This window comes from Pseudomonas juntendi (assembly GCF_021560075.1).
Taxonomy (GTDB): Bacteria; Pseudomonadota; Gammaproteobacteria; order Pseudomonadales; family Pseudomonadaceae; genus Aquipseudomonas; species Aquipseudomonas juntendi.
The window spans coordinates 5,454,378-5,472,017 of the sequence record NZ_CP091088.1 but is presented as its reverse complement, the minus strand read 5'-3'; the positions used below and the strand labels follow the sequence as shown (position 1 = coordinate 5,472,017).

Annotated in this window: 20 protein-coding genes and 1 pseudogene; 9 read left to right on the top strand and 12 right to left on the bottom strand. The window is 55.4% G+C overall.

The window, feature by feature from the left end; genetic code table 11:
• Positions 1–63: 63 nt before the first annotated feature.
• Positions 64–1,761 carry a phosphoethanolamine transferase gene (locus L1P09_RS25280; RefSeq protein WP_100852544.1) on the bottom strand — a complete coding sequence of 566 codons (1,698 nt, stop codon included), beginning with the start codon at positions 1,759–1,761 and terminating at the stop codon, positions 64–66.
• A 507-nt stretch (positions 1,762–2,268) separates the two neighbouring features.
• Entirely contained in the window at positions 2,269–2,427 is a 159-nt protein-coding gene (locus L1P09_RS25275; RefSeq protein WP_224459398.1) for a hypothetical protein, read from the bottom strand.
• On the opposite strand from L1P09_RS25275, the gene L1P09_RS25270 reads away from it, so the two are divergent.
• From L1P09_RS25270 to L1P09_RS25260, 3 genes are all read left to right on the top strand, one after another.
• A complete protein-coding gene (locus L1P09_RS25270; RefSeq protein ID WP_224459391.1) occupies positions 2,398–2,598 on the top strand; it encodes a zinc ribbon domain-containing protein in 201 nt (66 codons plus the stop codon). The two genes, L1P09_RS25275 and L1P09_RS25270, sit on opposite strands and share 30 nt — an antisense overlap.
• A gap of 55 nt (positions 2,599–2,653) precedes the next feature.
• Positions 2,654–3,559: a cation diffusion facilitator family transporter gene (locus tag L1P09_RS25265; RefSeq protein WP_047595902.1), complete on the top strand. Its 906-nt coding sequence runs from the start codon at positions 2,654–2,656 to the stop codon at positions 3,557–3,559.
• Positions 3,560–3,714: 155 nt separating this feature from the next.
• A complete protein-coding gene (locus tag L1P09_RS25260; RefSeq protein ID WP_044047185.1) occupies positions 3,715–4,065 on the top strand; it encodes a DUF3147 family protein in 351 nt (116 codons plus the stop codon).
• 32 nt (positions 4,066–4,097) lie between these two features.
• Here the strand turns inward: L1P09_RS25260 and L1P09_RS25255 are convergent, their stop codons facing one another.
• On the bottom strand, positions 4,098–4,424 hold the full coding sequence (locus L1P09_RS25255) for a DUF2790 domain-containing protein (RefSeq protein WP_100852543.1): 327 nt from the start codon (positions 4,422–4,424) through the stop codon (positions 4,098–4,100).
• Positions 4,425–5,123: 699 nt separating this feature from the next.
• On the opposite strand from L1P09_RS25255, the gene L1P09_RS25250 reads away from it, so the two are divergent.
• Positions 5,124–5,798 (top strand): heavy metal response regulator transcription factor, encoded by a 675-nt coding sequence (locus L1P09_RS25250; protein WP_094010859.1) that lies wholly within the window; start codon positions 5,124–5,126, stop codon positions 5,796–5,798.
• Entirely contained in the window at positions 5,795–7,213 is a 1,419-nt protein-coding gene (locus tag L1P09_RS25245) for a heavy metal sensor histidine kinase (protein WP_104963041.1), read from the top strand. Before L1P09_RS25250 ends, L1P09_RS25245 begins: the two co-directional genes overlap by 4 nt.
• Positions 7,214–7,269: 56 nt before the next feature.
• Here the strand turns inward: L1P09_RS25245 and L1P09_RS25240 are convergent, their stop codons facing one another.
• Complete coding sequence (locus L1P09_RS25240; protein WP_094010857.1) at positions 7,270–7,857, bottom strand: hypothetical protein; 588 nt, start codon at positions 7,855–7,857, stop codon at positions 7,270–7,272.
• A gap of 266 nt (positions 7,858–8,123) precedes the next feature.
• Here L1P09_RS25240 and L1P09_RS25235 point away from each other — a divergent pair, with 266 nt between their 5' ends.
• Together L1P09_RS25235 and L1P09_RS26510 are read left to right on the top strand one after the other, a co-directional pair.
• Complete coding sequence (locus L1P09_RS25235; protein ID WP_100852541.1) at positions 8,124–8,345, top strand: hypothetical protein; 222 nt, start codon at positions 8,124–8,126, stop codon at positions 8,343–8,345.
• Between the two features lie 23 nt (positions 8,346–8,368).
• The gene (locus L1P09_RS26510; RefSeq protein ID WP_044047187.1) at positions 8,369–8,593 is read left to right on the top strand and encodes a hypothetical protein; all 225 of its coding nucleotides are present in this window, start codon (positions 8,369–8,371) and stop codon (positions 8,591–8,593) included.
• Positions 8,594–8,891: 298 nt separating this feature from the next.
• Here L1P09_RS26510 and L1P09_RS25225 read toward each other — a convergent pair.
• The 3 genes and pseudogenes from L1P09_RS25225 to ltrA all read right to left on the bottom strand — a co-directional run.
• A pseudogene (locus L1P09_RS25225) lies at positions 8,892–9,080 on the bottom strand (hypothetical protein); the annotation flags it as partial.
• A 206-nt stretch (positions 9,081–9,286) separates the two neighbouring features.
• Positions 9,287–9,610 (bottom strand): DUF2790 domain-containing protein, encoded by a 324-nt coding sequence (locus L1P09_RS25220; RefSeq protein WP_013974877.1) that lies wholly within the window; start codon positions 9,608–9,610, stop codon positions 9,287–9,289.
• Positions 9,611–9,793: 183 nt separating this feature from the next.
• Positions 9,794–11,215, bottom strand: a complete 1,422-nt coding sequence (gene ltrA, locus L1P09_RS25215; RefSeq protein WP_222186725.1) for a group II intron reverse transcriptase/maturase — start codon at positions 11,213–11,215, stop codon at positions 9,794–9,796.
• A 1,065-nt stretch (positions 11,216–12,280) separates the two neighbouring features.
• Here ltrA and L1P09_RS25210 point away from each other — a divergent pair.
• Together L1P09_RS25210 and L1P09_RS25205 are read left to right on the top strand one after the other, a co-directional pair.
• On the top strand, positions 12,281–12,613 hold the full coding sequence (locus tag L1P09_RS25210; protein ID WP_100852527.1) for a DUF2790 domain-containing protein: 333 nt from the start codon (positions 12,281–12,283) through the stop codon (positions 12,611–12,613).
• A gap of 133 nt (positions 12,614–12,746) precedes the next feature.
• Positions 12,747–12,935 (top strand): AbrB/MazE/SpoVT family DNA-binding domain-containing protein, encoded by a 189-nt coding sequence (locus L1P09_RS25205; protein WP_100852528.1) that lies wholly within the window; start codon positions 12,747–12,749, stop codon positions 12,933–12,935.
• A 105-nt stretch (positions 12,936–13,040) separates the two neighbouring features.
• Here the strand turns inward: L1P09_RS25205 and L1P09_RS25200 are convergent, their stop codons facing one another.
• Genes L1P09_RS25200 through L1P09_RS25180 form a run of 5 tightly spaced genes read right to left on the bottom strand, consistent with a single transcriptional unit; the run spans position 13,041 to position 17,539 of the window.
• The gene (locus L1P09_RS25200) at positions 13,041–13,496 is read right to left on the bottom strand and encodes a DUF411 domain-containing protein (RefSeq protein ID WP_100852529.1); all 456 of its coding nucleotides are present in this window, start codon (positions 13,494–13,496) and stop codon (positions 13,041–13,043) included.
• Entirely contained in the window at positions 13,486–14,268 is a 783-nt protein-coding gene (locus L1P09_RS25195; RefSeq protein ID WP_100852530.1) for a c-type cytochrome, read from the bottom strand. The genes L1P09_RS25200 and L1P09_RS25195 overlap by 11 nt, the downstream gene beginning before the upstream one ends.
• 10 nt (positions 14,269–14,278) lie before the next feature.
• Positions 14,279–15,394, bottom strand: coding sequence for a copper resistance protein B (locus L1P09_RS25190; RefSeq protein ID WP_100852531.1), 1,116 nt, complete (start codon positions 15,392–15,394; stop codon positions 14,279–14,281).
• Positions 15,384–15,659, bottom strand: coding sequence for a hypothetical protein (locus L1P09_RS25185; protein ID WP_100852698.1), 276 nt, complete (start codon positions 15,657–15,659; stop codon positions 15,384–15,386). The genes L1P09_RS25190 and L1P09_RS25185 overlap by 11 nt, the downstream gene beginning before the upstream one ends.
• A gap of 14 nt (positions 15,660–15,673) precedes the next feature.
• Entirely contained in the window at positions 15,674–17,539 is a 1,866-nt protein-coding gene (locus L1P09_RS25180) for a copper resistance system multicopper oxidase (protein WP_100852532.1), read from the bottom strand.
• Positions 17,540–17,640 lie beyond the last annotated feature (101 nt).

Here is a 17,640-nt window from a genome sequence, read left to right as displayed (position 1 = left end):
TTCTGGCTGCTGTCAAAGCAGCTCGATGTGGAAGCGCTGTCGACCTCACGCGTTCAGTCCGTATTAGAGGCCTGAGTAGGTGCTTCCGGTCAAAGTCTTGCAAGGGGCCGTAAAATCCAGAGCTGAGCTATACGAGGATGTCTGGACGCTCATCATCCCGAGTACGGTGTGGAACAGGTTGTCGTGGCTCAGTGGCGAGCTCGTCTGTGCTTTCAAGCAGCCCACATTGAGGCGTTCGCTTTTCGCGAGAGAATCAGACATCCAGAGCACCAATGGCACCTTGGTTTGCTCATCTGGGGCCATCGCATAGGGCAGCCCATGCAGGTAAAGACCACCCTCTCCCAGTGACTCTCCGTGATCTGAGACGTACATGAGCGCAGTGTCGAATTTGGTATTCGCAGCCAGGATGTCGATCAGCCCGGCCGTCACGTAGTCGGTGTAGAGGATCGAATTGTCGTAGGCATTGATCACCTCCTGCTGCTTACATTTGTCGAGCTCATTGGTCTCGCAGACCGGCCCGAATTTCTTGAACTGCGGGGGGTAGCGCTTGTAGTAGGCCGGGCCGTGACTACCTTTGTAGTGGAGCACCAGGACTGCATCGCCTTCCTGACGCTTGATGAAGTCCTCCATCTCCGAAAGCAGCACCCCGTCCTTGCACTCGTCGCTGGTACACAGTTGAGCATCTGCGTGTTGGGTAGCCTTGTGGTTTGGCACCCGATCACAGACCCCTTTGCAGCCCGAATTGTTATCAGTCCACATGACACTGATGCCTGCCCGCTGAAGCACATCGAGCAGCCCTTCTCGGCTCTTGGCCAAGCCGTCCTTGTACTCATCCCTCCCGACGTCCAAGAACATGCATGGCAGGGAAACCGCAGTGGCAGTGCCGCACGAGCTCACATTCGAGAAGCTGATGACATTGCGCTTTTCCAGCTCTGGATTCGTATCGCGGGAGTAGCCATTAAGGGAGAAGTTGGCGGAACGTGCGGTTTCCCCCACTGCCAGTACCAGCAGCTTGGGTTTGCGAGCCGCTCCCTGCCTGGTCACCACGGCGTCGGTACCAATGGAGGTCAGCGCTTTCGGTGTGGCCAGCTTGCGTTTCAGGTAACCATGACCGGCAGCAAACAAATTGGTGGGAACCAGAATGAGCCGGATCTCCCGATTGTTGCGTAGGAGGGAGGCATAAGACTGGTACTGGCTCAGCACGATACCAGCAAGGGTTACCAGTGCGAGCGACAGGACGATGAGTCTGCTACCCAACGCTTTGGTCCAGGGCTTGCGTCGCAGGGGCACCAGACAGATCAGGTAGACGGGCAATACCCCTACCATTGCCACCCAGAGGCCAAGTTTCCAGTTCAGTAGCTCGGACACCTCACCGACGTCGGTCTCCACGACGTTGGTGAACATCGTGTAATCAATGACGATGCCGTAAGCACTCATGAAGTAGCTGGCGAACGACGCGCTGATCAGCACCAGGCACAGCAGAGGTTTTGCGAGTCTTGACCATGACAGCAAGCTAAGTACGGTGAACACCCAAACGAACACTACGACTGGCAGGCTGGCGGCGAGCAACCAGTTAACTTCATCAGTGTTGAATGCCAGGCGCCAGAGCACACGCCAAAGCTCAGCGTTCGCGAACAACAACAACCAAAAAGTTACTAGCGCGATGAGTAAATTGGTGCTGATGCCTTCCTGTCTAACTTTGCGAATAGCATGGATCCATTTACTTAACAGGATGTGAACAATGGATTTAGAAGGTGTCATTATCAAACTCTAGGGAGCTGCTCATCCATGGCGCTGGTTATGAATAGTCGGGAGCTAAACGGCAAGCCATCGACAGACACTGAGCGAATCAGGCCGTACAGAGCGCCAGAGACCTTGATCCCCTTAGCCTGAGGACGCTTAGGATGTGTGAGGCATAGGATTAAATGAGAAATTAGCTCTCGCTAGGCGCATTATTTCCGCCACACGATAACGTCATGATGACTTCGCGATTACAATGCTGACAGAATCGCGATAATGACTTTTTCGATTGTAAATGCTCAGGCTATGATAAAAAATCGGACAGGTCCGACTCTTTGAGTAGTCAATGCCATCTGGCGAATTAAATTAAATTTCATAAACAAACCAGCTTCGTTTTGTCGTACGCTAATTTTGAACTTTTACTTTAACTTAAAAGTCATTCTAACGAGCAGAACACTTCTTTCACCTTTTGCTCGTGCTGATGTCACCTATCGATGAGGGACGAATACCATGAGTTTTCTCAAAAATTTATTGGGCGGCCACCACGGCCGTGGCAACCACGGCGGTGGCAAGCATCACGGTAGTGGGCACGGGAGTGATCGACATGACCGGCATGGTCGCTTCGAGCAGCAGCAATCCTGCGACAGTAATGACCGGGTGATTGAGGATGGTCGCGTAATAGCTCAAGCCCCAATCAAAGATCTGCAGACTTGCAGGCACTGCCGGACCGCAAACGCCCCGTCCGCACGCTTTTGTCTAAACTGCGGAACACCACTATCGAGTGGTTGCACGGCCTGCGGCTCATCCCTGACAGCAGGAGCAAAATTCTGCAGCCAGTGCGGCCAAGCCACCCATTAGCGCATGGCCACACTGGAAATCCAACGCGACCACTACCCTGTGCAAGGAGAAATACGTGGGATCGAATCATGATCATGGCAGTGCCGCGCTTCGTGAGGGGCATCAGAAGAAACTAGTCATGGCATTGGTCCTGACCGGTAGCTTCATGATCGCTGAAGTGATCGGCGCATGGATTACCGGCAGCCTGGCGTTGCTGTCGGATGCGTCTCACATGTTCACCGACACCGCCGCTTTGGCAATTTCGTTGATTGCGCTTCAGATCGCAAAGCGGCCGGCGGATCAGAAAAGAACCTTTGGCTATGCGCGGTTGGAGATCCTAGCCTCCACGTTCAACGCCGTGCTGCTCTTCCTGGTGGCGATGTACATCTTGTACGAGGCCTACCAGCGCTTCTTCATGCCGGCGGAGATCGCCACCGGGGCGATGATGTGGATCGCAATTGTCGGCCTGATCATCAACCTGATTTCAATGCGACTGCTGGCATCTGCCAGCAACGAGAGCCTCAACGTCAAAGGCGCCTACCTCGAAGTCTGGAGCGACATGCTCGGATCGTTGGGCGTGATCATCGCAGCCCTCATTATCCGCTTTACCGGCTGGACCTGGGTCGACACGGTTGTCGCCGTAGCGATCGGCCTTTGGGTATTGCCGCGGACTTGGCAATTGCTTCGAGAGAGCCTGGGGATTCTTATGGAAGGTGTACCCCGGGGGCTCAACGTGGCGGCAATCGAGGCCACGATCCTCAAGGTCGACGGCGTCACGGATGTCCATGACTTGCACGTTTGGGCCGTCAGCAGCGGAAGCAACGTGATGACGTCGCACGTGGTCGTCCGAGACGCAGCAGATGGAGATGCTGTGCTAGCGGCCGTCGTGGATGCAGTCAGCGACGCGTTCGAAATCCATCACTGCACCATTCAGATCGAGCGCGCAGCTTTCCACGAGAACGTTCCGTCGCCGTCGCATTGATCGGCCGGTAGACACCTGATCAACACACCGCCGCCAACGTCGGGGGGGTGTTGTCGAGGAAAGGTAAGGATGGATAGGCGACAGCAGAAGCACGTCGTGAGTGCCTGGCGAATGATCCCAGGAGATCCACTCCACTAGCTCAAGTAGGTTCAGCGATGGCTTGGATCATTACGAAGTACCTGGTCACTGCCGCGATAGTGATTATCGTGTCTGAGCTGGCAAAGCGCAGTGACAAGCTGGGCGGCTTGGTTGCCGCCCTGCCATTGGTCACCGTCTTGACGCTCATCTGGCTCTACTTGGAGAACCAGAGCATGGAGAAGATTTCCAATCATGCCTGGTACACGTTCTGGTATGTGATTCCAACGCTGCCGATGTTTATCGCGTTTCCGGCACTGCTGCCCAAGTTGGGATTCTGGCCAACACTTATCTCCAGCATCCTCATCACCATGGCGAGCTTCGGAGGATTTGCCCTACTTCTAAGGCGATTGGGCATCGAGTTGCTTTGAGTCGGGTGTAGAGGAAAGCACTCGGTCACCGCTTACCGGCTGTTGATGCACTCACCTTTCACGAGGTAGCGAACCATGTGCAGTTCGCCCTTGGAATCCTCGTAAGTCATCATGCTTCTCACATTCCCGCAGTACCGCACGCTAGGCGAGACGTACACCAACTTGCCAACGTCCAAATCCATACCGTATGCGTAATCTTCAAGCTCGGGCATGGGTTTCTTCACGCTCTGTGCATAGCGTTCTGTAGCCTTCCTGGCAGACTGCTCAAGACCGTCGTTGATCTGAACGCTACTTTGGGCATTTGTCGACAGTGCAGAGAAAAGCATGAACGCGGCAATAGCCGATATAGTTGTTTTCATGAGAAGTCCATTAATAAAAAAGCGCCCATGGCGGGGCGCTAAAATTCACCTTACCAAAGGAGCGTATGGTTCCAAGGTGAATGCATTGGCGTGAGCAGGGTATCGTTACTCCCGCCATGCTGCTTCAGATGAGACTGGCCCAAAGCAGCGCTGCCTGTGTGCTGTTCTTAAACTAGCAAAAGCGGCTAACGACAAGATGATTGTGAAATTACAATTTGGACATGTAATAGATTGTAAAGTAATTATTCTTGCCCAATTAAGATGAAAAGCCATGCATGCTGGCCGGTTTAAGCCCGTTATCAAAGGGGCGAACGATCGGTGGCTTGCTACCACTCGGAGCTTGAGCTTGTAGGATTGAACGCCATAAATGCTGAGCAGCTTGGCAGAAACGCCACCCCTCTCGGCCGAATCCTCCTGTCAGTCCTGAGGACTGATAACCGCTGCAAGCCACAGAATCCGCTAAGCTCAGTAGGGAAAGCCGTCATGACTGTCAGCAATCTTGCGGCTACATTACAAATTTGTAGGATTTCGCCGCGGCCAGCGTCTTCGCGTTAAGATTCAAGCGTCCTCAGGTGACCCCGGCGTATGGACAGAGGTAGCGACTACCAGATGTCATGCACTCAGCCGAACCTTCAAACTGCCTGCAACCACAGTCTTGGCGGATTAGGCCAATTCCTTCCTCACACCTTGAGATAAGTTATGCGCGTTCTAGTTGTGGAAGACGAAATTAAAACTGCCGAATATCTTCAGCAGGGCCTATCCGAAAGCGGGTATGTCGTAGATATCGTGCACAATGGTGTTGACGCCCTGCACTTGTTCAATACTAACGTCTATTCGTTGGTTCTGCTGGACGTAAACCTTCCTGGCATCGACGGTTGGGACCTTTTGGAAACCATCAGGAAAACCAGCCGGGTCCGCATCATCATGCTGACCGCTCGTGGTCGCATCAACGACAAGCTCAAAGGCTTGGATGGCGGAGCCGACGATTACCTTGTCAAACCCTTCGAATTCCCGGAGCTGCTCGCTCGAATCCGTTCGCTGCAGCGGCGTGGTGATGAATTAGTCGAGAAGAGTTCGCTGAAAATTGCCGACTTGGAACTCGACTCAGTGCGCCATCGGGTTTTCCGCGCTGGCACACGCATCGACCTTACCACCAAGGAATTTTCGCTCCTGCACCTGCTTATGAGCAGGACGGGCGAAGCGTTGACTCGTTCCCAGATCATTTCGTTGGTCTGGGACATGAATTTTGACTGCGATACCAACGTCATCGATGTCGCTATCCGGCGCCTTCGCTCGAAGATCGATGACCCGTTTGAAACCAAGCTCATTCACACGCTTCGTGGCGTAGGGTACGTTTTTGAGGAACGCGCATGAGGCCATTCAGCCTGGCTGCAAAGCTGGGATTAAAAGTGGGGTTGATGAGCGCAGCGTTGCTGCTTCTATTCGCCACTTTCGGGTATCTGATGGTGGGCCAGGCGCTGGAGCGAAATGCCCGCAGTGACCTGGAAGTGAAGATGGCAGGCATGGCTCACAACCTGTCCATGATTTCCGACATCTCAGGAGTCAACGCTGACGCACATCAGCTTGTGGATCTGGTGATGGGCCACAACAACCTGTACGTCAGCATTTTTGAGTCGGCGCAGAGTGAGATGCCCCTGCTCTCGATAGGCTCGAAGCAGGTCAACGTGGAGGTGCACAAGTTTCAACCATCCGCACAGCCGAAGGAACATGAGTGGCGCGACACCCAGGACCGCCCCTTGCTGACAGCTTCTCGCACCATGAATTTGGGCGACGGAACCGAAGTCAGCGTGTACATGACTATGGACCAGTCGTCCAATGAAGCGCTGCTTGATGCATTGCTCACCTGGGCCCTGATGATTTCCCCGCTCATCATCGCGCTGATCCTCGCAATCGGCTGGTGGACCGTACGCAGAGGTCTGCTGCCTCTGACCAAGTTCCTGAAAGTCGCCTCGAAGATCTCCACCGAGAGCCTCGACCATCGTCTGCCGACTAATGGAATGCCAGCAGAACTCAAAGAGCTCGCCGACGGTATCAACATCATGCTGGCTCGCCTGGATGACGGGGTTCAGCAGCTCTCGCAGTTTTCTGACGATCTTGCTCACGAACTGCGAGCGCCGCTATCCAACCTGATGGGTAAAGCCCAAGTTGCACTGACCAGAGAGCGATCGCTTCCCGAGTACAGGGAAGTGCTGGAGTCGTGCACAGAAGAGCTGGACCGCATGAGCCGCATGGTTTCCGACATGCTGTTCCTCGCTCAGGTCAGTCATCCAGCATCCATGGTGGAGTTCGAACCTGTGTCCCTGGTCGATGAAGTTCAGCGGGTGTGTGATCTCTTCAGCATTTCGGCAGAGGATGGCGAGATCCAGCTGCAGATCTCTGGCAGTGATGACGTGGTGCGCGGTAACCGCCTGATGATTCAACGAGCCGTCTCGAATCTGGTGTCAAATGCGATTCGCTACTGCCCTCGCGGTCGCACGGTCTACGTGAAAGTGCAACGCGGTGGTAGCGGCACGACCTTGAGCGTCGGCAACCCGGGCCGCGGGATCGCCAAGGAACACCATGCGCATTTGTTTGAACGGTTCTACCGCGTAGATAAGAGCCGAGCACGAAGCGAAGGGGGGACCGGTCTTGGCCTTGCCATCGTGCAGTCGATCATGAGCCTGCATCAAGGCTCGGCGAGCGTGGAAGTGACCGAGGAAAATTTCACCTGGTTCCACCTTCACTTTCCCGAAGCCCAGCTAAAGCAGCCGGCAAAGACCGCTGCTTGAAGCGCGCCCACTTGAAAAGGCCCGTCAATCGACGGGCCTTTTGTCTATGCAATGCCTCAGTGCCTAAGCACCACAGGGTCCATAGGTGACCGCAGAATTACCGACTTTATGATCTTTTGCTCTTCTGGGTTGGCGTTTCTCCACAGGTGGGAGAAGTATTGGGCATTCACTTTTTCCTGGGCGCTCACACTGCCGGCGGCCTCAATGAATTGCATGGTCGAGTACACACAGAGCAGTGCCAGGATAAAGAATGCTGTCGCCACCACCATGACATAGCGCTTGGCCAGCACCGGTGCTTGCTTTAGCTCCAGGATCGAGGCATTCGCTGATTTTGTCGCGGCAGTGAGCTCCGAAATCAGCGGTTGGATGGCGGTCTCGACTCCACGAGCGGCAGCGGAATATGCCTCTGCCGCAGCGCGTATGGCGACCTCTTCGGCATTGGACCAGGCTTTCTCAGCCTTTCGTACCTCCTCCTGAATCTGCCGACTGACAAGGTCAACCTCCTCCACCAGCTCGTTCGACTTTTCCAGAACGGCGTTGCAGGCCCTGGTCTGGGAGGCCAGCTCATCGAGCTGAACTGTGAGTTTTTCAGTGCTTCGACGGAAGTCACCGATGGCAACAGCCCAAGACTCTATGTCATTCATGGCTATCTCCTAGGGCGGCCGGTAACGCCGCACTGATTTATTTTGTTAGATGTCAAATATGTAATTTAAGAAGCAGTTTGAAGTCACCCTCGGCACAAGCGAGGTAGACATGATCCTTCCAGATTTGCAGATTTGGCGCATCCCGCCAGCCGCCCAAATTACGGAATTGTAATTATTGACTCACCTTGTCGTTAGCTTCGCGTTCCTAAACTACAAACCAACAAAGGCCGTCAGTCAGGCAGGCCTAGTAAGAACCGAGGCACACAATGAAATTTGTCAAATCTATCGCTATTGGCAGCCTGCTGCTTGGTCTCGTGGGTACCGCTTACGCTGAAGGTGGTTACGAGCGAGCGAAACAGTTCCAGGAAAACTTCCGAAATGAACAGGCTCGCTTATGGAGCGACGATTCTTCGGACCAGAACAAACAACAAGTCGCTCAAGAGAAAAAGAAAGAAAGCAAGGATGGTAAGGAACAAGCCGATAACTAAACGGCGGTTAAATAGGACTTTAAATGACGAAAGCAATCGACAAAAAAGCCAGGGTAAAACCTGGTTTTTTTTGTGTCTGGAATTTTACCTTCGTTTGTACGAGGCGTTTCCGCATTACTGTCTCCGACCAGACCTTCGGTACCTTGCTTGGCGTCTTTCCAACGGCACAGCAACAGCTGACTGGCGTTCGCTTCGGTGATCTCGACACAGCCCAGGTTGGCAGGCAGCTCAGCATTGCTGTCGAGTAAGCGCCGGGACAGGTAGAATGAGCTGTCACGAGGCCACTTTGCTGGGTACTGGATGTTTTCGGACTTCCCGCTGCTGTAGAACTCCGAGGAATTCGAGCGGCGACCAGGGTAGATCAGAGGGGCCGATTGAGCACATTCAACCAGGCCTGAACGACATCTCGCTGGTTCTGAGGCCTCTGCATCAACACCCCGGCATAGATGATGTCGACGCCGATGATTGGCAGTATCAACGCTCGCGGCGGCGCCCTGGTGATCCTTCGGCCAACCTCATTGATCCGACCGGACAGGAGCAACGCCGAGACAGGTACAGAACCAGCGGCAGCCAGTCGATCAGCCCTAGTTTTCCTGCGAGCGCTCCGGCTCCGAGCAGGGCACCACAGATCAGCGCGAAAACCAGCTCGGTGTTCATGCCAAAGATGCCGTCGTGCTCATGGCTCAGCCCTTCATGCTCTGCTTGGTCATCTGGGCGTTCAAGCGAACTTTTCATAACTCGTCCCTTCTGGGGGGCAAGACTATAAACTGCTCTATGCAGTTGAAAGACATTACTGTTGTGTAGTTGAGATTTATTTCACAGCTAACCCAGGGGCAGTCATTAAGGCATCTAGCCTAAATGACGTTCATCGAGCTCAATAAAAAATGCCAGGCACTGCCTGGCATTTATGAATTCTCTAAGTATTCTACTCACAGCAATTACTACTTGTTGTTGATGCATTGCGAGTACATGGAGTAGCGAACCGTCTTAAGCGTACCCTGAGAGTCCTCGAAGGTCATCAATCGCGGGTAAACTTGGCAGGTACGCGGGTCTTGGGACTGACGCACGAATTTCGCAACATCGATCTTCATGCCGTAATTGTAGTCCTGGATCTCCGGCATCGGTTTGCCATTTCTCTCGGCATAGTTCGCTACAGCAGTCTGATGCTCCTTGATGTATTGCAGCTGCTTGCTTTCAGAGTAAGTATAAGCCTGCGAAGCCATCGAGAACATAACAAGTGCAGCAGCAACAATTAGCTTTTTCATAGGAACCTCTCAAATTCAAATCATCTCGGGCGTAACTTTAGCAACGCAGAGGCATCACCGGCATGACGAGAAACTTACAATTTTGAAAGGTAAGTGCATCTATTTCATATAAATCGAGTAGGAGGCGGGTTCACACCCGCCGTCCTCTCACACCACCGTGCGTACGGTTCCGTACACGGCGGTTCAGGCTATGCGGCTAAGCCGGTTGATCGTATCCAGTATCGAGACCAGTCCGAGTCGATCCCATAGCTTCTTCGGCAGCGCCTGATTCATATGAGATGCTCCCGAGTTCCACCATGGGCCTCGACCATTAGAGGCTGATTTGCAGGCACGCTCTTCACTTAGACCCAGGCGCATCAGGTTGCGCACCCTCGTAGAGGGCTGCTTCCATTGGCGCCAGATGGCACAGCGGAGTTTGTGCCTGAGCCAGCCATCCAGTTCCTCAAGTGGCCGTTTGCTCTGGCTGAGCTTGAAGTAACCCGCCCAGCCTCGTAATACAGGGTTTATCCGCTCGATGGTATTTGCCATCTTGCGACCCCGTGCACCGCGTAGCAGCTCTGCGAGCCGGTCGCGCAGGCGACCCAGGCTCATCGTTGCCACCCGCAGCCTTGGCTGCTGATGCCAGCTCATCCCATAGCCCAAGTAGTCACACTTCCAGGCTCTCGCGACTCGACTCTTCTTCTGATTCACCGTCAGTTTCAAACGTTGGTTCAGGAAGCGCTCGACACTGACCAGTACTCGCTCGCCAGCCCGAGGACTGCGCACATAAATGTTCGCGTCATCGGCATAGCGCACGAAGCGATGGCCCCGCCGCTCCAGTTCGCGGTCAAATTCATCGAGCAGGATATTCGACAGCAGCGGCGAGAGCGGGCCGCCTTGCGGCGTCCCTTCCTGCCGTGGGCTAACGACACCACCTGACATGACTCCCGCTTCAAGGTAGCGACGGATAAGCCTAAGTACGCACTTATCTTTGACCCGGCACTCGATACAGGCCATGAGGATGTCGTGGTTGACTCGATCGAAGAACTTTTCCAGATCGATTTCCACGCACCACCGATGTCCCGATGCCACATGGGCACGGGCCATCTCGACAGCTTGATGTGTGCTTCTGCCCGGACGGAAGCCATAACTGTAGTCCGAGAACAGTGGGTCGAAGATGAGCGTGAGCTGTTGCTGCAAGGCTTGCTGGATCAAGCGATCCACGACGCTGGGGATTCCCAGTTGCCGTGTGCCGCCCTGCGGCTTGGGAATTTCAACCGCTCGCACTGCTTGTGGATGGTATTCACCGGCCAGTAGCCTGGCCTTGAGGGTTGGCCAATACTGTTTCATGTAGCCCGCCAAGTCAGCGACCGTCATGCCATCGGCACCCGGCGCTCCCTTGTTGCTGACCACGCGTTGATACGCACGTCTGAGGTTGGCCGGTGCAAGCACCCGCTCCATCAGCGTGTCCGGCTCCGCGTTCGTCCACGTCGCTGACGCCGCCGGCACCTTTGCACTGTCAGGCATCACCCTCGGCTTCTGGCCGGGATTCGGGATGACAGTTTCCGCTGTGGGAAATTTCTGCATTACGGCTACCAACGAGACAGTGACGCCTACTAGCGGCATAACCTGTTCGGCCCTTGGTGGCGCGGTTATCCGCCACTTACTACGGCTTCGGCTGACTTCTGCACGCTCATCCCGTCGCCTTTCGACGCGCGGTAGCACAATGGCAAACGTACAGATCTCCCAGGGTAATTCGCGTGACCTTCCTGCTTATGCCTGTCGGATTTACGTCACAGCGTTCCGTGCAAGTATTGGGCTTTGGCGATTGTTGCCGCCTAACCCCGCTGTGCCGCCTGATCCGCTTCCTGTTCGTCAGGCCAGCATTTTGCCTCGGGCTTCCTTCAGATTCGCAGTCGCCCGCGACACCCTTGCCTCCGGCTAACACTTCCCCTTGCCGGGTGTGTAGAGGACTTTCACCTCCAAGTCACCCGCTTGGCCACCACAGCCAAGCAGGTTGCGCTTACGCGCAACGCGCCATGCCTGGCGCACAACACGAAAACCCGCTGCTTTCGCTAGGCGGGTCTCGGAAGGTAGGCACGAGAGTAGCCCCTCATGCGTTGAGGGGAAATATATGGACAGATGACAGGCATGTCAATCAAATTTGATTAACCGCCGTGATCTGGCGTGACCTTTCCTGACGCAGAGTGAGCTCTCTCCACGCGGCGTGCCTCTAGGTAGACTGATGAAGGCCTGACCTCCAGCTCGGCCCCATCAGACAGCGGCGCCCAATGGTCTCCGAGCTCGTTGCTCGTTGCACATAAGAGGCAAGCGATTCGTCGGACTGGAAGCCCAAGTGTTGTTTCCTAAATAAGCTAGTAACAAAACCCACTGCCTTTTGCTGACCTGAGACGAATCTGTCGACGGAAATTTGCGAAAATAACAAGGTAACAGAGGCGTCGGCGCTGGTTTTTTCGGGTCCACGTTTTGCTAAAAAACTAAGTAACAATACCGCTTTCCCCTGCTTTCAGTCGCCGCCGGCTCGCAGTCTAGGCTGGACAACCCTAGTGAAAAACCATCTTGCAATGCAGCATCTCGCTCTCCTCGAGCTTACTCAGATGTAATCCACGGCTCACGTGTATGACAGCTGCAGAGTCTTAAGCTTCAATCATGTCTCTTGGAGTGATTGAAATGAAAGTCGTTAGAAACATCACCGCCATCCTGGCCATTGTGGCCTCCTCAGCCGCGATCGCCGAAGGAGGATCCGACCGTCTATACGGGAAGATGATTCAGGCCAATGAGCAAGCTATGCGAGCTTATGCAGCCGCCAATGATAAGAAGCCACCGGAGGTGATCCATTATCGCTACGGGATGCGGCTCGACGTGGCGAGGGTAATCAGCATGACATCGACCAAGGCGAGCTGTGACGTGATGCCAGCACAGATGAACTACGAGGATTCCAATGGAGACCTGAAAATCCTTGAGTACCGGACCGCTGGTATCGGTTGCCGGGGCCAGAACTGAGCACTGATCAAGCGGGCAGGAGTTACACTGATAAAAAGCCGGGTTGAAGCGTCAATTCCGGCGATCGCCTGGTTACCGGCTTTCATGACTGGTGGAGTACGATGAGGATTGGTAGCTCAGGCAGGAGAGACCAATGACTGAATCAGCGCGCACCACGGTTAAGTGCCTTGATCCCGGCGACGGCTCCGGCGATGTGATTGTGGAATTACCCGACGACATTCTGCGCGAGCTAGGGATCACGACGGGCGACAGGCTCTCCATCGAGCTTATCAACGGCGATATCGTACTCAAGCCAGTCCGCGAGCGCCGTGAATCTGATTAGGTACGCTTTGCAGGCCCTCTGTGCCGTCGTGTTGAGCTGATGACGCTTTCGAGCGGGGAAATATGGGACGGCAGTCAGCCTACTGCCGTCCTTGTGGTCGGTGCGTTATTTGGCTGGATAGCTGGCGACTACTAGGTCCTCGCCGCTTTTGGTTAACCCAATGACTTGGTAAGCATGGCTTACGCCATCAACCTCCATGCCTGGGGATCCAGCTGGCATTCCTGGCACGGCGATCCCTTCCAGATCGTTCCGCTCCTTGAGTTCTCGAATCTGCTCAGCTGGCACGTGACCTTCAACAAACTTTCCGTCAATCACGGCTGTGTGGCAGGACGCTAACCGTGGCGCTACGCCCAGCTTCTGTTTCACTGCCCTCATGTCCGTCTCAACATGGTCGGTCACTTTGAAACCATTGGCTTCCAGGTACGTGATCCATTTCTTGCAGCAACCGCAGTTCGCGTCTCGGTGAACGTCGATGGACAAAGGCTCGGCAGCGTAGGTCGCCGAGGTGACCAGCAGCCCAGCGATAGCGGCTAGACGAACGAGTATCCGGTTAGTTGGCATGAGTGTGCTCCTTACCGTCTTTGTGAACATGCGTCTTTGTCGACGGTTTCGGGTGGGCGTCCGAATGGGCTTCGGCCGCATTGTGGTCGCCGTGATGATCTGCGGCTTGGGCGGCGCCTGCGGGTGCAGCTCCATGGTCGTGAGCTGCCTGGGCATGATCGTCGTCTGCCGCTTCGTCGTGATCGCCATGCTCGGCATGACCGCTCCCGCCGTGCTGGCCCTCATGGTTATGCATATCGCTTTCACCGCCGCCGTGCTGGTGGCCACCGCTCGTGGCCACCAAAGCCATGTACTGCTCGGGATTCATTTGGGGAAGTTGATCCAGGAACGCGACGATTCCCCAGATGTACTCATCACCCATGCTCTTGCCCCAAGCGGGCATGCCGGTGGCTTTGATACCGTGCTTGATCGTCCAGAATGCGGCAGCCGGATCGCCTCCGACACCCACCTTGGTGAGGTCAGGTGGCGACGGGTATAGCGCTTGGCTAAGTTCTGTCTTCCCAACGCCAGGGGCGAGGTGGCACCCAATGCACATGGCGTTGTAGTTGCCTGCGCCTGCCTTGATCAACGCAGCGTTCTTCAGGTCAGGCACTTCAATGTCTCGCGCTCGAACCTCAATCGACCGGTCGCGAGCCATGGCGAGAAACGAATGGACAGCCGGGAAGTGAGGATCATCGGCGCCGACATTCACCAAACCGAAATACGCGGTGCCCAATACCGCAGCACTTCCGACAGCACCGGCCACAAGCAGCGTTGTAATTGTTCTTTTCATGTTGGAATTCTCAGAACCACATCCTGATACCGGCAACGAAGCGTGCCTCATCAACATCTCCACCCTCGTCTCGGATGAAGTCAGCGGTGTTGCCGTAGGAGCGGCTCCAGGTAACGCCTATGTACGGGGCAAACTGGCGGACGATTTCATACCGTAGACGCAGCCCGACTTCGGTATTGGCCAGACCCGATCCAACACCGCGCTCAGGATCGTTCTTGCCATAGAAGTTCGCCTCAGCCGTGGGCTGCAAAATCAAGCGATTGGTCAGCAGGATGTCGTATTCGCCTTCAAGACGCGCAGCAGTCTGGCCGTTTTCGCCGATGAACGCCGTAGCTTCGGCCTCGAAGTCATACAAGGCCATGCCCTGAATACCAAAGGCTGCCCAGGTCTGCGGTGATTCCGGTTTGAAATCCTGACGGACCCCGGCGACCACGTCCCACCAAGGACTGACCGAGCGCCCGTATAGCAGTTGCAGCTCAGCATCTTCGGTTACCCCGTTGGTGCGCTCGCCTTCCGACCGAACCCAGAGTCGATTGATGTCGCTACCTACCCAGCCAGATGCATCCCAAGCCAGGGTGCTGCCCTCATCGGCGTCCTGGTATTCGAGCTGGTCCAACAGAAAGAAGCTGTTGATTCCGCTGTCGTGCACCTGGTGGCCACCCAAAGGCGGAAAGGCTGCCTCGCGGTCGGCATCAGTGAGCACTGGAATCGGCGTGCGGCTCGTTGTGGTCGGAGAAGTCGCTGAACCATGATTCATCTGGGAATGGTCCATGCCCTTCATTGAACCGTGATCCATGCCCTTCATGTTTCCATGGCCCATTTTGCTGTGGTCCATCTTGCTATGGTCCACCGGGCTGGATTTGCTCTGGCTTTGAGCATGCCCCATCTGGCTGTGATCAACAGGGGCAGGCTGTTTCTGCTGTTTGCTCATCCCCATCTTGCTGTGATCCATCGCCGGCATCGATTCGGACGGAGCAGCTTCCATTTGCATGGAACCGTGCCCCATTTTCGAATGATCCATGCCCGAGTGATCCATTTCTTCAGCGGCGAAGCTGGGCGTTACGCCCAGCATGCCGATTGAAACAGTCAGGGCCAGCAGCGAAGGCCGCCCAAGGCTATTGACCATCTTTCCCTGCCTTAGCTTTGTCGCTGCCATGCGATTCCATCATTTTGTCGTGGTCCATACCTTCCATGGACCCATGGTCCATGCCTTCATGGTTCATCCCCTGGCCCTGCTTGTCCTGCGAGCCTTTGGCTTTACCGGCCTCGGTGGATTTCTGGGAATGCTGATCATGGTTGTCGCTAGACCACGACGACGGGGCATAAACAGCCAACATGCCGACCACCGCAGCGGAGAGGAAAAAGGCGCTTCGTTTCATTGGTTTGCTCATCTCAAATCTCCAGTTCATTCGTCCACACGGACTTCTCGGAACATGCCCATTTCCATGTGGAACAGTAGGTGACAGTGATAGGCCCAACGTCCCAAGGCATCTGCGGTGACGCGATAGCTTCGTTTTGAGCCAGGTGGCATGTCGATGGTGTGCTTGCGAACCATGAAGTTGCCGTTCTCGTCCTCCAGATCACTCCACATACCGTGGAGATGGATGGGGTGAGTCATCATGGTGTCGTTGACCAAGGTGATGCGAAGACGCTCGCCATATTTCAACCGCAGCGGTTCAGCGTCGGAGAATTTGATACCGTCGAACGACCACGCGAACTTCTCCATGTGGCCGGTAAGGTGCAGTTCGATTGTGCGTCCAGGCTCTCGACCATCGGGATCGATGAAGGTGCTCCGCAAATCGGCGTAGGTCAGCACTCGGCGCCCGTTGTTGCGCAGGCCAATTCCCGGATCGTTCAGTTTCGGGGTCGGCGACATGGTCTGCATATCGACCAACGGGTTGTTGGTCTCGGAAGCCGGATGGCTCTGCATTGCACCGCTCATGCCGGCCATGCCCTCATGACTCATCCCAGCCATCGTGCTGTGATCCATGCCGGCCATGTTGCTATGGTCCATTCCAGCCATCTTGCTGTGGTCCATGCCGGCCATGCTGCCATGGTCCATCCCAGCCATCTTGCTGTGGTCCATGCCGGCCATGTTGCCTTGGTCCATGCCAGCCATGCTGCCGTGATCCATTCCGCCCATGCTGCCGTGGTCCATGCCCATATCGCTCATGGCGATGATCGGGCGCGGATCTACCTCCGGTACGGGCGCTTGCAAGCCTTCACGAACCGCCAGGGTGCCTCGGGAGTACCCGGTACGGTCCATGGATTGCGCGAAGATCGTATAGGCCTGCTCGTTTTCAGGTTCGACGATGACATCGTAGGTTTCGGCAACGGCAATCCGGAACTCATCGACCGATACGGGTTTGACGTACTGGCCGTCAGCAGCCACAACCGTCATCTTGAGCCCAGGAATGCGGACATCGAAATAGGTCATGGCCGAGCCGTTGATAAAGCGCAGGCGGATCTTCTCGCCGGGCTTGAAGATACCCGTCCAGTTGCCGTTCGGAGCCTGGCCGTTCATGAGGTAGGTGTAGGTATACCCGCTCACATCAGCGAGGTCGGTGGGGCTCATCTTCATTTCAGCCCACATCTTCCGATCCGCTACAGCGGCCGACCAGCCTTTCTCGCTCACATCGTCAACGAAGTCGCTGACCGTACGCTTGTGGAAGTTGTAGTAGTCAGATTGCTTCTTGAGTTTGGAGAGCACCCGCGCCGGGTCTTCATCTGTCCAATCGCTGAGCATGACGACGTAATCACGGTCGTACACAAACGGCTCTGGATCCTTGGCATCGATCACCAACGCCCCATAGACCCCGGACTGTTCCTGGAAGCCTGAGTGGCTGTGATACCAGTAGGTGCCGTTCTGGTGGACCTTGAACTTGTATTCGTACATGCCATCGGGAGCGATGCCGTGGAAGCTCAAGCCCGGCACACCGTCCATGTTGGCGGGCAGGATGATGCCGTGCCAGTGAATGGAGGTGTCTTGTTTCAGCCGGTTGCGTACGCGCAGCGTCACGGTGTCGCCTTCGCGCCATCGCAGGATCGGCCCTGGCACGGAGCCGTTGATGGCCATGGCCGTACGAGCTGCACCCGTGATGTTGACGGGCAGTTCACCGATATACAGGTCGAAGTCCGTGCCGGTGAGCACGTTCGGTTGGCCAGGGCTGGTCACGGCCCAGACCGGCGCGCGCCACATGCCCAGCCCACCCAGAAGTCCGGTAGCGGCCAGGCCTTTGACGAATGATCGTCTCGTGGTTTTGCTTTGCATGCCGTTGCGTCCAGTCAGGTAGATCGCTGATATCCAGGCTGCTCGATGGCGCAGCCGTTGGGTTCATTGGAGCTCTCACCAGTCTCTTAGACTTGCGCCAC